Origin of the sequence: Acidaminobacterium chupaoyuni, assembly GCF_047936785.1 — a bacterium.
Classification (GTDB): Bacteria; Bacillota; Clostridia; order Oscillospirales; family Butyricicoccaceae; genus Acidaminobacterium; species Acidaminobacterium chupaoyuni.
The window spans coordinates 224,738-240,477 of the sequence record NZ_CP176394.1; the positions used below are offsets into that span (position 1 = coordinate 224,738).

Below are 15,740 nucleotides of genomic sequence, written 5' to 3' on the forward strand. Positions count from 1 at the left end.
AAATTTGGTTTTTACAGCTCAAAACCGCCCTTTAATATGAAATCTCGGAGTAGATTGTCCATTTTCATATTAACCTTGGGTGGAATGAGTTTTATGCCCTCAGCCAACTCAAAATACGCTTTGGCTTTTACCTTGTCAAAGGTGCGTTTCAACTCGTCAAATCGTCCAAACTCATTGATGTTGTTCTCAGACAAGTTCAAACCCATCATATTCCGAAGTTTATCCTCATCAATGCCAAAGGTTTCGGCAAATTGATGAATCTGGTCATTCTTGGCTCGATACAGATAATCGGTTATATAATCTCGCAGAGATTTGCCGTCCTCAACGACTACATCACCCCTCTGAACATCGTGCAGGAAGATATTTGCATATTTCTGTTCTTCCTGAGAAAGTGCAGCAAAGGTCTTGTGCAGCTCGGTGAGTGCCTGCTCCTGTGCTTCGACTGTGGCATCATCCTGATGAATCAGCTTCAGATACTTGTCAAATCTACTGTTCATATAATCAGCGTCTATGCGTCCGGTGTCTATTTCAGTCAGATAGCCGACTAAATCATACGGAACATCTTCAACGCCACCACCCGGCTCAGGAGGATCAACCGGAGCAGATAGTTCTTTATATCTCTGTGCAAGAATCAGATAATCTGTCTCATCGAAGTCCGGGGTTGCGGTTAATACTTCACCTGTGCTTTCGTCAATATAAGTGTACTCTTTCCAAGTGAAGCCCTGAACCTTTGCCGCTTCGAGGAAAGCATTGAAATCTCTGTACAAAGAAGCAAATTTAGCTTTGACTGTCGGTTCGCTCGGAAGTTTTTCAAAGTCCGGAACCCCTGCGTTCTTAAACAGATCTGCAATTTCCTCATAGATGTCATTCATCTTTTCTATGTTGTAGCCGAGCTTCTCAACAAATAAACCGATTGGCTTATCTCCGGAGTAGAGCTTGACTGCCGCCTCTATGTTCTTTTCCATTGTGTGCGGCTTGCGGTAATACCGGATCGTGCCAAATGGCTTATCGGGGCCAAACAAGCGGTTCGTTCTGGAAAATGCCTGAATGATGTTTTCATACTCAAGCATCTTATCCATATAAAGCGTATTCACCCACTTGGAGTCAAATCCGGTGAGCATTTGGTCAACGACAATCAGTAGGTTTAGCTGCTTTTCAGGCGAATTGTCAATCCATTTGTATTGCTCTTTATGAGCCAAGCGGAAGGATATATCTTTCTTAAATGCAGCGTGTGAAGCAATCGAAAAGTCCTGCTCAAACATTGCGTTATAATCTGTAATGATTTCGACTAATCCGGCTTCCTTGAAAAGAGCGATTTTTGTCCCTTTATATTCCTTGTAATCGCCATCCTCGTTGCTGATATTTGGGTCAAACAAGCAGGATACTCGCAACGAGGGCTTTTGTGCCTTAAATAAGCGGTAGTATTCAATGGCTTCCGGAATACTGCTTGTGGCAAAGATTGCGTGGAATTTACTGTTGTGGCTCAGGTCTTGCCATTTGTCGAGAATATCCTCAACCACCTTCGCTCTGTGTTCTTCAGTTCTATATTGAGAGAAAGGTATTTCGTCTTCAATTCCTCTGACATACTTCCCGTCATTTCCAATATAGCCAGCCATCGGCACCTGTGCTTTATCCAAGTATTTGTAGTAGATAGATGCCTTTTTCGGGTCATTCAAGGCTTCATCTACATTGGCGGCTTTTGCTTTTTCCAGCGCCACTTGTCTGCGAACATCGGAATCTTTGAAAGTCAGAACCTTATAGGGGTCAAAGCCGAGAACATTCTTATCCCGGATGCCATCCGCTATACTATATCTGTGAAGCTCATCTCCGAAAACATCCAGTGTCATACTACCTTTCTTTTGGTTTTCCTCCTGAATCGGTGTTCCGGTAAAACCAAAGAAGATGGCGTTCGGAAAGGTTTCCTTGATGGTAATAAGCATATCTCCGAAAGTGGAGCGATGGGCTTCATCTACAATGAACACAATCCGTTTCTTGTTGATGGTTTCAAGATCGTGAGCATTCAAGCCGCCTTCTTCGCTCTTAATGTTACTCATTTTCTGAATGGAGGTAACGATCAGAGTGTCCGCTGCGTCTATGCTTTTGAGTTTGGTTATGAGGACATATGTGTTTTCCGTCGCCTGAACACTTTCATTCTCATCGGCAAAGGCTCTGTATTCTTTCAGCGACTGTGTGCCAAGCTCGATACGGTCAGTAAGAAAAATAACCTTATCTGCATCCTTAGAGTTTGCAATCAGCTGAGCCGACTTAAAAGAAGTCATCGTTTTTCCGGAGCCGGTAGTGTGCCAGATATATCCGCCACGCTGGTTTCCTTTTTCCCAATGGGTTTTGGATACCTTATCAGAGATTGCACTTGCGGCATAGAACTGATAGCTGCGCATTACTTTCAGAACCCCATCGGAGTTGTCGGCAACGGTGTAGAAGCCAATCATCTGATGAGCCATCGGGATAGAGAGAAGATTGGAGGCAATGGTTTTCCAGTCGTTTATCGGTTCGTTGTCAAAATCCGCCCAGTTGAAATAATAGTCTGGGTTAAATTTCCCATCCGGTCCCGGATTTGCAAAGTACCTGCTGCTTTCCGGCGTCATAGCAACAAAGATTTGCACAAGAGAAAACAATCCTGTAAAAATGCCCTCGTGAGCATACTTTTCAATCTGATTACACGCTTGACTGACCGGGATACCGCTTTTCTTGAGTTCGATATGAATAACAGGCATACCGTTAATCAGAAGCATTAAATCTCCACGACGATCATTGAGTATCTTTGATTTTGTTGGGAATAGGGGTTGTTGAACAATTTGATAACGGCTTTGGCCGGCTGCGATTTCTCTGCGGTCGTAGATTTTCAGGCTGACTTCCTTGCCCAAATGAGCAACATCATCAGGATTATCTCTTTTTATCGAAACGGTTTTACCATTGATAAAGCTGTTCAGCTTCAAGGGTGTGCGCAGAGTGTTGATTTGCTCAATGATCTGCTGCATTTCGCCGTTTGTAAGCGGGTAGTTGTTCAGTCGGTCAATCCCTCTGTTATTCTCGTAGAGGATTTTTGCCCAGTTATCTATCAAGTCCTGTTCCGTTGGGTGGCTCAGAACTTCTTTTTCCCATCCTTTGTTGGAAAGGATTTTTATTAAAGCTTCTTCAAAATCAGCTTCTTTTGCAAACGCCATAGTGATTCTCCTTCCCAAGTCAAACAAACATCTTTTCAAGCATTGATTTTTTGATGTTTTTCAGCTTTTCCAACTTACGCTGATGAAGGGTGATAAGGTTATCGAGATCGGACAAGAAACGTCCAATCTCTTTCTGTTCTTCAAGTCCACATATCATAATATGCTGTGATCCCAGCAATGTCTGGTTTATGCTTGCTTGACTAACTGCTTGATTTGCATGCGCTCTTGCCCAATTTCTTTTGCTTTCCGTATTCAGTAAATACAGAAGAAAATTCGAGAATAAACCGTCTTTAGGAGCCAACCTCAGAAGGTTGATTCCGTGGTAAAGGGTTGAATTTCCTTTATATTTTGCCACTTTCCCCATGTGCGTTATCGAGTTAATGTTGCTATAAAGAACGTCTCCTTCATTTAGCAAGTATGAATCATCTGGCCTAAAGTTCGTATATCCAACTCGTGTTTCATCCACCACGCCTTCCGAAATAGTCTCAATTCTCGTTAGACGATATTTTCCGTCAGTAAGAAGTGAATTTCCCATGACACCAGATGAAATTGAACACACTTCACCCAACTTACGCTGTTCCCAAGCTTCAGTAAATCCCTTGAAACGAATTTCCGGAAATTTGCTTCCGGATTTCGGAAACATTTTTTCAAGCATCGACTTTTTGACATTCTGCAACCTGTCACACTTACGCTGATGAAGGGTGATAAGGTTGTCGAGGTTAGCAAAGAACTCAGCAATTTGTTTTTGCTCGGAAATCTGAGGAGGCTTTTTAATATCCATTTCAGAAATCATTTCAAGACGGACAGAATCAACCGTTGCCTTGGCGGTCATTTTCATTGCTCGATCGTAGAATTTGGTTGAGAAATAATAGAAAAAATACTTACCCCAAATATCCTTGAAATCCGTCATTTTATAGCATCTTTGGTGTAGATCAAACTTGCCGTTGACATAGTGAAATACTTTTCCAATGTTCCCGTCGCCAATGGTTATAACCGCTTCGCAGTCATAGAGATATTTATTGCTTCTAACAGGAACATCAGACCTGATATAAAATGGGTACTTTCCATCGTCTACTTGATCTTGTGTATTGCTTTTTCCAGTACCAATCGAGCATATCTCCTTTGCCTTACGCTGTTCCCAAGCTTCCGTATAACCTTTGAATCTGATAGCAGGTTTTTTCGTATTTTCCATCATTATTTACCCGCCAACAGCGATTTGAGCTCGCTGAGTCCTTTCAAATCAAACTCGCTACCGTCAAGTTCATTAATCATTGATGCTAATTGTGTTTCCGTATCCTGAATCTGAGTTTCGACTTCAAAGAAAGTGGTGCTGTACTTGCTTTCAAGAGCCTGAATTTTGCTTACAAGAGTGTCTATCAGCGTATCCGGCATCTTTCTCAGGTTTGAAACGAGTGTGTCAATCCATTTCTTTTCAAGCAGCATCCGAACCTGCTCATCGGACAACCCTTCAATCACTGTTTTCGTCTTTGCCTGAAGTGCGGCATCGGCTTTCTTGATTTGAGCCTTTAGTTCCTTTTCTTCCTGCATAAGTTTATCAACACGATTCAGCTTTTCCTTCAACTGGACGGCTTCCGGTGTTCTCTCTGTCCTCAGTTCTTTCAGTTTTTTTGTAACCTCTTTGTCTACAAAAGAATCATCGGCATAGAAATCGCCTTCTTTTTCTTCTTCCGTGAGCATATCGGCAATTTCTTCATAGGCAGACGGTATTTCAGCAAGGCGGCTTTCCATTTGCGACAGTTCGGCTTTTTCATCACGAAGGAGCGTAGCCTGCACAAGCTCAAACGGCATAATATGACCAACCCAACCTTCTTGTACTTCTTGGTCTTTGCCATCCTTCTTCTTCAGGACAAGGTTTGGGTCAACCTTTTTCGTCGCAGCAAAGCCCTCTGTTTGAATGATTTCCAAATCAATAGCGATGCGTGTCCATTCATCATCCAACAGCTGATAGGCTTCATAGCCGTCTATAAGAGGAATGCCTGCTAAACGAGCGAAAATATCTTCGCTGATCACCGCTTCGGCGCGGTTGATTTCCACCGATGAAACTTCATCAATCAATTTCTGTTTGAGAAAAGCTGCGAAATCAGAAAAAGCAGTATTGTAGACATTTTCAAAGCTAACTACATCCGCATTTGTTTTGATTGCTGACTTTATATCCGCAGCGGCAACAGTAACATACGGAGTTCCGTCATCCGTGAATAATGCCGCCTTCAAATTCGGGAACGCAGACCAAAAGGCAGACAGCTCATCTATCTCACTTTTCGGGATTCCTCCGAACATAGAAGCATAGATGTCCCAGCTTTCTGCACTCTCAGAAGAATCTACATAGCGAGGGATATTCAGATTGTATTCGTTACTGCGGATTTCCTCACGGCTCACTACTCTTGAGAGCTTCGGAACGCTGATACGCCGTGTTACAGTATCTGCAATTCTCTTGATGTCAGAAGCTCTCAGTTTGTTGTTCTTGCCCTCCTTGATAAACCCTTTGGAAGCATCAACAATTAAAACATCAGTGTTTTCACGCTTTTGCTTCAACACCATTATGATTGTAGGAATACCTGTACCGAAAAAGATATTTGCAGGAAGTCCGATAATGGTGTCAATGTGGTTGTTCTCAATCAGGTTTTTGCGGATTGTGCCTTCTTCACCGCCACGGAAAAGGACTCCGTGAGGAAGTACAATGGTCATAATGCCGTCCGGTCTGATATGGAACAAATCGTGAAGCAGGAAAGCATAGTCGGCTTTTCCTTTTGGAGCAAGACCAAAACGGGCATATCGGGGGTCTGCCTCTTTGTTAGTCGGATCCCATACTTGCGAATACGGAGGATTTGATACAACGGCGTCCACATAAAGAGGGTTATATGTATTTACCGGGTCGTTTTCATCGAAATACGGCCAGTCTTCCTCAAGCGTATCTCCATTTCGTGTTACGATGTTGTCAGGTTTGATGCCACGCATAACGAGGTTCATACGAGTGAGGTTATAGGTGTTTTCTTTCAATTCTTGTGCATAGTATTTGATGTTGTCGGAGTCGCTGATATATTTGGCTACGCTGCGTCCGATGTTAATAAGCAAGGAACCGGAACCGCTTGTCGGGTCGTAAATCTTGATTTCGGTTTTGCCTTTCAAATGGTTAGCGACAATTTCCGACATCAGGAGTGATACTTCGTGTGGCGTATAGAACTCTCCGGCTTTTTTGCCTGCATTTGCAGCAAACATACTTATCAAATACTCATAAATAAAGCCGAGAACATCGTAGTCCTGCTTTCCATCCATAGGAATATCCTTGATAAGCTGTAGCAGTCCGCTGATTGATTTTGTTTGAGAGCCGGAGCTGTCGCCGAGTTTGCTCAGCCCTGTTTGAATGGTGTCGAAAACGCCGTCAAACACTTTCTTGTGTGACGGACTGATTAAGCGGCTGAAGGCAGATAATGCGTCACGAACATTTGATACATCAAAGTCCTTTCCCATACTGATCCAAGTAGAAAAGAGGTCAGTGTAGGAAATGAAATAACCGATATTTTGCTGAACCCATTTCACGGTGTCAGCATCTTCTTCCGTCACAGTGGGTAGCAATTCGTCCGTGTAATCATTCTCTTTCAGAAACTTAATTTCAGTATCAGACAGATATTTGTAGAAAATGAAGCCGAGAATATAGTCTTTGTATTCGTTTGCTTCAATCTTGGAACGCATTTTATTTGCAGATTCCCAAATCTTATTAGCCAATTGCTGCTTGTTCATCTTGGTTTGTTCCTTCCCATTCGTTTATTCTGTAATGGGGCAGTATCTTTCCACTGCTACCCATACTAATTCTATCATCATTACTGTCCCATAATCAGGACTCTAAATCATCCGGCAAAAACTCCATAATATCTTCCGTGCTGCAATCGAGCGCTTTGCAAATCTTTCCCAGAATTTCAGTAGTCACATCTTCGTTTTTTGAAAGCTTGTTTATCGCATAAGCCGTCAATCCGGCAGCAGATTGCAAGTCTTTCTTTTTCATATCTCGGTCGAGAAGTATATGCCATAGTTTTTTGTAGCTGACTGCCATTGTCTACCTTCCTTTCGCTCTGAGTGAGAGTAAGTGAATATACTCTTGTATTATATCGGTTTTTCTTCGAAATTACAAATGTTATCTCTGATATTTCGGACTTCATTTTGAAAAATCGTAGTATGAAAGCGCTTTGGAACACTTCGGAATAAGGAAATAGCTTGGGAACAGCGTAAGTTGGGGGAAGTCGGTAAGGCTCGTTCTGGTATAGGCTTTCCAGACATTGAGCAAGGCGGAGTATCAGGCATCCCATTTTTTAAGGTTTCAGATATGAATACTGATGGAAATGAGAATGAAATGATAGTAGCAAACAACTATGTTTCGCCTGCTCAAATCACTGCTCATAAATGGACTCCAATTAGTGAGCTTCCTGCAATTTTCTTTGCAAAAGTTGGTGCGGCTGTGATGCTTAATCGCAAGCGTTTATGCCGTTTTCCGTTCCTTGTCAACGCCGGAACTATTTTGACCGAAAACGCCGGTCGGAAATGACCCACATCGCCGGTCACACTACCGCCGGAATATCCGCCGGCGGAACTGTCTGAATGCCGGCCTTGAGCCGATCTTTCAGCCGGTAAGTCTGCCCACGGATATTGATCACATGGGCGTGATGCAGCAGCCTGTCGAGCAACGCCGTAGCAATTACCGTGTCGCTGAGCAGCTCGCCCCAGTCGCTGAAGTATTTGTTGCTGGTCAGGATGATGCTGCCGTGCTCGTAGCGTTCGGACACCAGCCGGAAGAAAAGCTCGGCCTCCTGGCGGTTTAGCTGCATGTACCCGACCTCGTCGATGACGAGGATTGCCGGTCGCAGATAGACCCGCCAGCGCCTCTCCAGCCGGTTCTGCTCCAATGCCCGCTTGAGATCCTCAATGAGGCGTGCCAAGCTCGTGTAGTAAACCGTCAGGCCGGCTTTCAGAGCCCTCATGGAAAGGCCAACAGCCAGATGGGTCTTGCCGACGCCGGGCGGCCCCAGCAGAACAATATTTTCCGCACGGGCGGCAAAGGCCAGAGTGGCCAGCTCGTCAATCTGCCGTTTGTCGATGGAAGGCTGAAAGCTGAAGTCGAATTCCTCCAAACTTTTTCGGTTTGGAAGGCGGGCCAGCTTTGTCCGCATTTCCTCACCCTTCCGGCCGCGTTCCTGTTGCTCGGAGGTTAAGAGCTCGTTCAGGAACTGAGCATAGGTATGCTCCGCGTGCAATGATCGCTCCATCTGCGCATCCAGAAGCGTAGCAGCGGTTTCAAGACCCATGTTGCCGAGCAGCTCCCGGGCATGTTCCAGTTCAACCACAGGAAGCACCTCCCAGCAGTTGATCATAAACACTCAGCTCGCGTACCTCAACGGTGCCGTTCTGCTGTCTGGCACATGGAAAGGTTACGGGGACGCCGTTTCTTTCCGCGAGGCCACTGTACTGTCCCCGCAGGAAAACGACGTTGCCGGAACGGTATTGCGCCTTGTGTTTTGCCAGCAGTACCTCGCCATAGTAGATTTCAAGGTAACCGGCGCACAAGCGGACGCGTACTTCCTTGCCGCTATATTGCCACGGCACGCCGTAACGGACGCCGTCAAAACTGACCATACCGTCGCGCGTGACGCTCCGCGTCTCCCAGCGGTATTTGTCCAGCGTTTCCCGCGGCGGCAGTTTCCGCAAGCCTTCATTCACCAATTCCTGCAGCGGAATTTTCCCGGTAGTGTGATGGACTTTTCCGTCGGCCTGCCGGCACCAGCAAAGCGCCTGCCGATTCAAATCCTCCAGGTCCTCGAATTGTCTGCCGGGCAGAAAGTTATCTTTCACATACCGCACCAGTCGTTCCACCTTACCCTTGGTCTGCGGAGAACGAATATGGCACACCTTTGGCACAAATCCAAGCTCTGCGGCAAAGTCTGCGAACCGCGTATTCCAAATGGGATTTCCGGCCTCACGCCCCGTCACGACGGTCTTCATGTTGTCGGTGAGCACATTCTCCGGCATGCCGCCGAAATACGAAAATGCGTTGACAATACACCGTTCCAGACTGCTTAAATCGCACCGGCTGGTGAATTCCGTGTACTTCACGCGGGATTTTCCGAGAATCATCACAAACGCCGGTACCTTGTGAAGCATCCCGCTACTGTCCGTGTAATGGCAGATGCCCCAATCCATCTGTGCCTGCTTGCCCGCCGGTGTCTCGTAACGCCGCACGGCAGGCAGTACTTTCGCCGGTCGGTATGGATGCACATACTCCTTGAGAATTGAGATTCCTCCGCTGTAACCGGCGCTCCGCAGTCTTTCCAGCAGAACCACACAGTTGAATATTCCCTGGTTCATGAGTTCATCGAGCTGCGGTTTGTATGCATCCAGCTTGGAGAAACGGTCAATTTTTACCGGCGCGTCTTCCTTGTGCTCGATGTACTTGTGGGCGGTATTCTTGGATATTCTGAGCTCCTTGCCGATGGCGTAGGCGCTTTTCCCGCCCTGTGCTTTTTCCCGTATCATAAGAATTGTTCCACTCCTTAGCATCCGGCCTACCTCCATGGCATTTCTTTACGCCATGGTAGCCGTTATTCTTGAGTGGGTCAATTTTCACCGGCGATTTCGGTCAATTATACTCCGGCGATTACATCCTTTTGGATAACAACACAATGGCTTATTCCTTAAATGCTGACTCTTGGGATTCTGACTTTGCAAAGTCATTGTTTGAGACCGTTGATTTGACAAAATTAGTGCAGGTCGGAGCTTTACCTTCATATAATTCTGGAGACATAGAAGATATGGAAATAATGCTCCCAGATTTAGTTGAACAGCGAAGAATTGGGACATATTTCAAAGAACTCGACAACCTTATCACCCTTCATCAGCGTAAGGACTAATAATAGGACTGCCATATCTCCGCCCAGCGGATATGGCAGTCCTATTTTTTGAAAATTCAGTTCATGCGTATTTTTGTTAGGTCTCGCGCGTCGCTGATAGTATCGCAAGTCATGAGTGTGTCCAGCATCGCCCAGACCCGGCCATTACGAAAGATTTTGCCGGTTTTTACGGTCTTGCCTGGGACTATTGCCGGCCCAAGATGATAAATGTAGCAATCGTCCGCCCAAACCTCATCGGGCATCTCTGTGATTTCATCGTGCATATTCCGGGTAACGGTATAGCTTTCTATATGATGGATAGACTGTAGCTGTCCATAATATCTGAACGCAATGTAGTTCGGAGGTTCTTTGGGCCAACCTTTGCCTCCAACCGGACAGAAATAGCAATTATGCTTTTGTACGATATCAATCCATGTAATGTCACACCCTGCTGGCTTATCTGTCCCCAGGGCAACGACATACACCATGTTCGAGTCTTTCTTTTGCATACTCATCAACCCCTGTAGATACTCTGTAAAATGTGTCAGCAAATGCTTTTGCTCATGATTGGATAAGGCAATAGCCGATAGAGCTAAATGATATACCTCAGCATAGGGTAAGTGCGAAATGGGGATTCCGTTAATATAACGGGGTGGCTGAAAAGGCAGATACAAATCAGCATATTCCTTCGTGCATTCCGACATTGAAACAATGTGCTTGCTTGCCGCTGGGCCATTTTGGAAATCGCTCCGCAGCGAATACCGAGTGAGCTGGTCTTCGCCCGGAAGGTCCCACCCTCGTTTTGCTTCAAAAATGATATGTACCGACTTGCCATCTGTGACTTCAATATCTGTGATGCCCGTTTTTGCGTCGTAGGCTTGATTCCTTACCACAACTTCATCGGGATCTACAGTCCGCCCCGTTATCGTTGATACTACGGCTTTTAAGAATTCCGGACAACGAGAGAGTGCCCATGACATACTAAGGGTGATATCATTTTCTTTATCACCCAGCAGCTGGAAGATGCTGTTGACTTCTTTTCCGTAGGATTCGAGGATAGCCATTCTATGCCTCGCCTCCTAAAACCTTGACTGCCACCTCCATATAGCAACCGTATATTTCTGCCTCAGACTTCTCCCAAACTTCCGCTTTAAAAGCACCGGCAATCGTATCGCGCAAGAGCAGATGGTTTCCCATACCCATGTAGATGTGATCCCATCCCTCGGCTACGCCACTAACATTGCCAAAGACGCCGCAATCAAAGGTTTTCAATGGCGTGAACACTTGGGTAAACTTGTCCAAATCGAAATCCCCAAAGCAGTAATTCGCGTGATAGATCTTGACCTTACTGCGTTTCTTGCAAATGATATTCAACGCTCCAGCCTCGCCCATCGCGCCGCTTTCGGCAAGAGCCACGGCCATAATATCGTCATTTTTTAACTTGGGTATATCCTTATTACCAATATTAGAAACCATTATTTCATCCATATCATCGCACCCTTCGCTATCTTCAGTATCGGATGTCTCATCGGGAGTATAGCCGAATTCAGCATCGAACTCGATTTTCTCCTGCTCAGACATCGTCCTGGATTCCCGCAAGGCCATATTCATCTCTTCAACCATCTGTTCCACAGATTTGGTGTTCCAAGGATAGTCCATGGCAGCACCCCCCCCTAACGCTTCCACGCAGACACATGGTGGAACTGCCCTTTGTTTCCGCCACGATGCCCGGTCTTTGAGCCACCGGGTCCGCACATGACTCCGGCTCTGCGCTTACTGCTTTTTTGGGGCGGTGAAAGCAGAATTGACAATAGACTTTTTCTGCGTGCCATGTTATACATCCTCCTTGCTGGGGTGGCTATCTTTTAGCCGGCCACCAGATAGATTCGGTTTTTGTCGAAGCAAATCTCTGCCGTGTGGTTATAAATCCGTATCATATCATCCATCTTATCAATGAACAGGCGCGTTTCCGGGTTGCTCAGAGCGGCAAAAGAGTGCAGCACATTCAATTCCATGTCCTCTGCGCTGTTCTTAAGATGGGCGCCGCTGTCCTGCAGGAATTCATCCACAGGCCCCTCTTTAACGACAGGGATTTTGCCGATGAACTTCCCGACCGCTTTGCTGGCACTGCCGATGCCCTTAAGCAAATTACGCTCAATAGCTACACCGCTTTTCTTCTCCAGATATACAGAGCAGTTCTGATACAGGTCCCGGTATTCATTGGACAGCGTTTCAAGTTCCGTTTTAATGCCTGCAATGTACTCTTCTTTAAAGTTTCCACTGAGCATAATCTCAATCAAGGATGCCAGAGAGAATGTGTACAGGGACAGGCGGTAATACTTGAACATCTTCTGCAGGTTCTTTAAAGATGCGCTCACTTGGGACTGTGCTACTACGAGCGACCTTGACTGTATTGCCTCACTTACTTTTTTCTGATAGGAGAGCATATTTTTACGCGCTGTTCGCTGTAAGTCCAGCACCATTTTGTGATTGCTTGCAATGAAGTGCTCGTTATCCCAATTGTACTTATATTTTTCGATGATGTTAGCCACAGTTTTCACATCGGCCTCGATCTCAGCCTCTTTCTCCACTTGCAGGAATGAAAGTATTTGCTTTTCCATTTCTGCTATGTTTCCGAGCTGTTGCTCAATGGAAAAAAGTGCAACCGCCATCATCATGGTCGCAGGGTCAATCGGCATAACTGTCGTGCTTGTGGCAGACAACGGACCTGCTGCCTGAAGCTGTGCAAACTTGGATGTCCCCTCGGCGGTCTTGAAAGCGCCCCAGAAGTTTCCGTTTTTGGCGACCTTAAGAGCGTCACCGACCCCAGCGTTTGCAAGCTGATATAGCCCCTGCGTGTTCACGGCAGTGGTTTGGGTGACAGTACGTAATGCAGGAATCAGCGAAGACACGCCTGCCCCGAGGGTGGCGAGCTGAGCAATTGGCATACTGAGGGTATCCCTTGTGGCAATATCGGTACGAGATGTTTGCAGGATGCTTTCCGTGATTTCGACCAAATCTGTATCAGGCATAACAGCGGGCTTGCCATTTTCCGATTCTGCCAGATTGATAATTTCTCCCATGATTGTTCCTCCATCATATAGCATTGAGAAGTCCCAAGCAGGGCTTCATTATGGCCTTTGTTTTTTTCGCGGATACTCATCATAGTGTCTGCCACTCCACAAGCGGTCGACCGATGACCTTTCTGGTCAATGTGGCATTCCCGTCAAAGAACAGATTCGGTTCCGCAACCCGTTAATCATGGTAATGGCAATATTGGCGAATTACGCATTCTTGGCAATGCGGGGTTGCTGTGCAGATTTCGCCAAACCCATCGGCACAATAGCTCCATATCAAATTGTCAATGGTTGCTTTTGTCAATCCTGTTATTTCAGAGAGCTCATTCACGGTATCCAAAACTTCCGGAACAGAGGCGATTTCCCTTTTTGACAGGCCCATACGCTTGTTTCCAAAAAAGCGGCGAAGATGCAGATCCGGCTTGGCTCCGTCAACGCCCACATTTCGTATGTACTCCCATGCAAGAGCTTCACCAACCTGCATGAGTTTGTATTTTGATTTGCTGCTTGATAGTGCAGCTACGATATCATGTGCAGGCGCTGATGTGACAAAACTGTCCATGCTGCCGTAGTCTTCGACAATCCGCTCAAACACATAAATGTTGTCGTGCAGGGCGGTCATCTGCGCCTTTGTTTTGCGGTTTCCACATCTGATTTTCCTTAACTCGCCTTCAAAATATGAGCCGGGTTTTGCTAATATGGCCTCGGCGTCATAGCTCATGAATATACGGTCAACCTCGCTCAAATGGGGAACGATACGTTTCCACGGAACCTGATTCGTGAGCAGCGAGTAAATAAGTCCCCGGATATGTTCTGAAAGCGGGAATTGCTTTCCGTTTTTGCGGGCAGTGATGGAATTGTCGATAGCGCTCTCATTACGGAGTCCCTTTGCGGAAAGGAACTCGCTGATTCGGTAAATAAAATCGGGATCACTTCGGTGGTCAACAGTTCCCGGTGCTTTTGTGGCTGATGTATGTTCAGGTCTGGGCGAAGCAACGTCCTGTGTGATGTTTTGAAGAAGCTCCAGAAAATGCTTGCCGATGGCCTCTGCATCATATCCGTTTGCGGAACAGATGAGGCGCAGGCCATCCGGCGTCAGCAAGCGTCCGTTTTTCCTATCATGGCAGAATCGCTCATAGTCCTCATACTGCTTCTTTGAAATTGTAGGCATAGCCGCTCCTCCTTACGCTGTTCGCCGCTCCACAAACCAGCGGCCAATATTGTTGCCGGTCAGAGAGGCGTTTCGCTCAAAGAACAGATAGCTTTGATGGCCATTTATCTGTATCGTGTATCGGTCGCCTTGGCCTCCGGCCTTCATTGCAGCGGCTTGCCGAATATCAGTAACACGGTCAATTTCAAATTCACGCCCATCTTCCCATGTGATGCTGGTTGGTATAAGGGTGCCCTCATCATCAAAACTGGCCCGTACCGCAACATAGACCTTTATTTTCATCTCCATCGGTGTAGTACACCTCCACGCACTTGAGAAAACACCTATTCATTCACAAATCAAAGTAATCCTCGTCAATTTTTCAGGAATTTGCTGTTCAGATCCTGCGGCAGATTATACCGATACCCGCGCTGGATCATGGAAAACAATTTGAACGACATCAGGTCGGGGCTCACATACAGCTCTTTGCAAATACGGAAGTAGTCCATATCCTCCTGTGCAGTTAAAGCCTCAACTTCCTCGTCAGAGATGAGATAATCAGCGGCAAACAGGTTGGCCTGATATTCCGTCCTCGAGGTCATATCGTAGATTAGATTGTCCTTCATAGGAGCGACCCTAATCATGTCCTGATGCAGAATCACATGTGCAGCCTCATGCATGGCAACGATCCGCTGCTCCGCTTCTGGCAGGAACGCATTAAGAACGACAAAAATGGTTCGCTTCGAAAAATAGCAGTAGCCCTTTAGTCCTCTGGGACCATACGCACGGGACTCCCGCAAATTGACACCGAGAGCATCCAGCAGTTCGTAGGGACCATTGGTCTTATACTTTGCTTTCGCCTTTTGAACCTCTCGATGTATGTATTCGCCAGTCATTGCCACACCTCTAATCGAGTACATAAACCTCCATAGGTTAATTCTACAAGATCGTATGTCCAAAAATACGGACTATTGACCCTGCAGATGATGGAGTTATTCTTTGTCCTTCCTGTACTTCTTTGGGGTGAATTTTTTTGCCGCTATATCCTTGGACTCAAGGTAGAGCTGCTGGATCTCCGTCATAAACGCAAGCCTGTCTTCGTCGCTGAGCTCACCGCCGGCAAAAACAGCGGCCGCCTGCGACAATACGACCTTTGCGTCCCTTTCGCCTTTGATACCGAATCGTTCGGCAGCCTCTGTAATAAACTCATCTTCCTCAGACGCCAAATAGGCAGCTTGCACTTCCAGTACAGCCGCCAGTTTATCATATAATTCTCTTTTCTGCGGATAGCGCCCATCATTTTCCCAGCCGGCCACTGTCCGCACCGTAACCCCAACTAATTTTCCGAGTTCCGCCTGTGTCAGCTTTTTTCCTGTGCGTAGTTCACGCACTTTATCTCCGAATTTCATGCCGCGCCTCCTAATAAGAAATCTGA

The 15,740-nt window shown here is 46.2% G+C and carries 15 protein-coding genes; 2 read left to right on the top strand and 13 right to left on the bottom strand.

What is annotated here, in order from left to right; all coding sequences use genetic code 11:
* Window positions 1-11 precede the first annotated feature (11 nt).
* The 4 genes from ACJA3I_RS01145 to ACJA3I_RS01160 form a co-directional block, all read right to left on the bottom strand.
* Complete coding sequence (locus ACJA3I_RS01145) at window positions 12-3,185, bottom strand: type I restriction endonuclease subunit R (protein ID WP_458862933.1); 3,174 nt, start codon at window positions 3,183-3,185, stop codon at window positions 12-14.
* Window positions 3,186-3,204: 19 nt separating this feature from the next.
* Window positions 3,205-4,380: a restriction endonuclease subunit S gene (locus ACJA3I_RS01150; RefSeq protein WP_458862934.1), complete on the bottom strand. Its 1,176-nt coding sequence runs from the start codon at window positions 4,378-4,380 to the stop codon at window positions 3,205-3,207.
* Window positions 4,380-6,944, bottom strand: coding sequence for a type I restriction-modification system subunit M (locus ACJA3I_RS01155; RefSeq protein ID WP_458862935.1), 2,565 nt, complete (start codon window positions 6,942-6,944; stop codon window positions 4,380-4,382). The genes ACJA3I_RS01150 and ACJA3I_RS01155 overlap by 1 nt, the downstream gene beginning before the upstream one ends.
* A gap of 94 nt (window positions 6,945-7,038) precedes the next feature.
* The gene (locus ACJA3I_RS01160) at window positions 7,039-7,254 is read right to left on the bottom strand and encodes a helix-turn-helix domain-containing protein (protein WP_458862936.1); all 216 of its coding nucleotides are present in this window, start codon (window positions 7,252-7,254) and stop codon (window positions 7,039-7,041) included.
* Between the two features lie 177 nt (window positions 7,255-7,431).
* On the opposite strand from ACJA3I_RS01160, the gene ACJA3I_RS01165 reads away from it, so the two are divergent.
* Entirely contained in the window at window positions 7,432-7,743 is a 312-nt protein-coding gene (locus tag ACJA3I_RS01165) for a restriction endonuclease subunit S domain-containing protein (protein ID WP_458862937.1), read from the top strand.
* Between the two features lie 13 nt (window positions 7,744-7,756).
* Here the strand turns inward: ACJA3I_RS01165 and istB are convergent, their stop codons facing one another.
* Complete coding sequence (istB, locus tag ACJA3I_RS01170) at window positions 7,757-8,500, bottom strand: IS21-like element helper ATPase IstB (RefSeq protein WP_458863809.1); 744 nt, start codon at window positions 8,498-8,500, stop codon at window positions 7,757-7,759.
* A gap of 31 nt (window positions 8,501-8,531) precedes the next feature.
* Complete coding sequence (gene istA / locus ACJA3I_RS01175; RefSeq protein ID WP_458862938.1) at window positions 8,532-9,749, bottom strand: IS21 family transposase; 1,218 nt, start codon at window positions 9,747-9,749, stop codon at window positions 8,532-8,534.
* Between the two features lie 122 nt (window positions 9,750-9,871).
* On the opposite strand from istA, the gene ACJA3I_RS01180 reads away from it, so the two are divergent.
* A complete protein-coding gene (locus ACJA3I_RS01180; protein ID WP_458862939.1) occupies window positions 9,872-10,099 on the top strand; it encodes a restriction endonuclease subunit S in 228 nt (75 codons plus the stop codon).
* 56 nt (window positions 10,100-10,155) lie between these two features.
* Here ACJA3I_RS01180 and ACJA3I_RS01185 read toward each other — a convergent pair whose 3' ends face one another.
* From ACJA3I_RS01185 to ACJA3I_RS01215, 7 genes are all read right to left on the bottom strand, one after another.
* Window positions 10,156-11,142: a hypothetical protein gene (locus ACJA3I_RS01185; RefSeq protein WP_458862940.1), complete on the bottom strand. Its 987-nt coding sequence runs from the start codon at window positions 11,140-11,142 to the stop codon at window positions 10,156-10,158.
* Between the two features lies 1 nt (window position 11,143).
* Window positions 11,144-11,737 (bottom strand): hypothetical protein, encoded by a 594-nt coding sequence (locus ACJA3I_RS01190; protein ID WP_458862941.1) that lies wholly within the window; start codon window positions 11,735-11,737, stop codon window positions 11,144-11,146.
* A 206-nt stretch (window positions 11,738-11,943) separates the two neighbouring features.
* Window positions 11,944-13,161, bottom strand: coding sequence for a hypothetical protein (locus ACJA3I_RS01195; RefSeq protein ID WP_458862942.1), 1,218 nt, complete (start codon window positions 13,159-13,161; stop codon window positions 11,944-11,946).
* Window positions 13,162-13,333: 172 nt separating this feature from the next.
* A complete protein-coding gene (locus ACJA3I_RS01200) occupies window positions 13,334-14,326 on the bottom strand; it encodes a hypothetical protein (protein ID WP_458862943.1) in 993 nt (330 codons plus the stop codon).
* Between the two features lie 12 nt (window positions 14,327-14,338).
* Window positions 14,339-14,614: a hypothetical protein gene (locus tag ACJA3I_RS01205; protein ID WP_458862944.1), complete on the bottom strand. Its 276-nt coding sequence runs from the start codon at window positions 14,612-14,614 to the stop codon at window positions 14,339-14,341.
* Between the two features lie 65 nt (window positions 14,615-14,679).
* Window positions 14,680-15,201, bottom strand: coding sequence for an ImmA/IrrE family metallo-endopeptidase (locus ACJA3I_RS01210; protein ID WP_458862945.1), 522 nt, complete (start codon window positions 15,199-15,201; stop codon window positions 14,680-14,682).
* A gap of 96 nt (window positions 15,202-15,297) precedes the next feature.
* Complete coding sequence (locus tag ACJA3I_RS01215) at window positions 15,298-15,714, bottom strand: helix-turn-helix domain-containing protein (protein WP_458862946.1); 417 nt, start codon at window positions 15,712-15,714, stop codon at window positions 15,298-15,300.
* Window positions 15,715-15,740 lie beyond the last annotated feature (26 nt).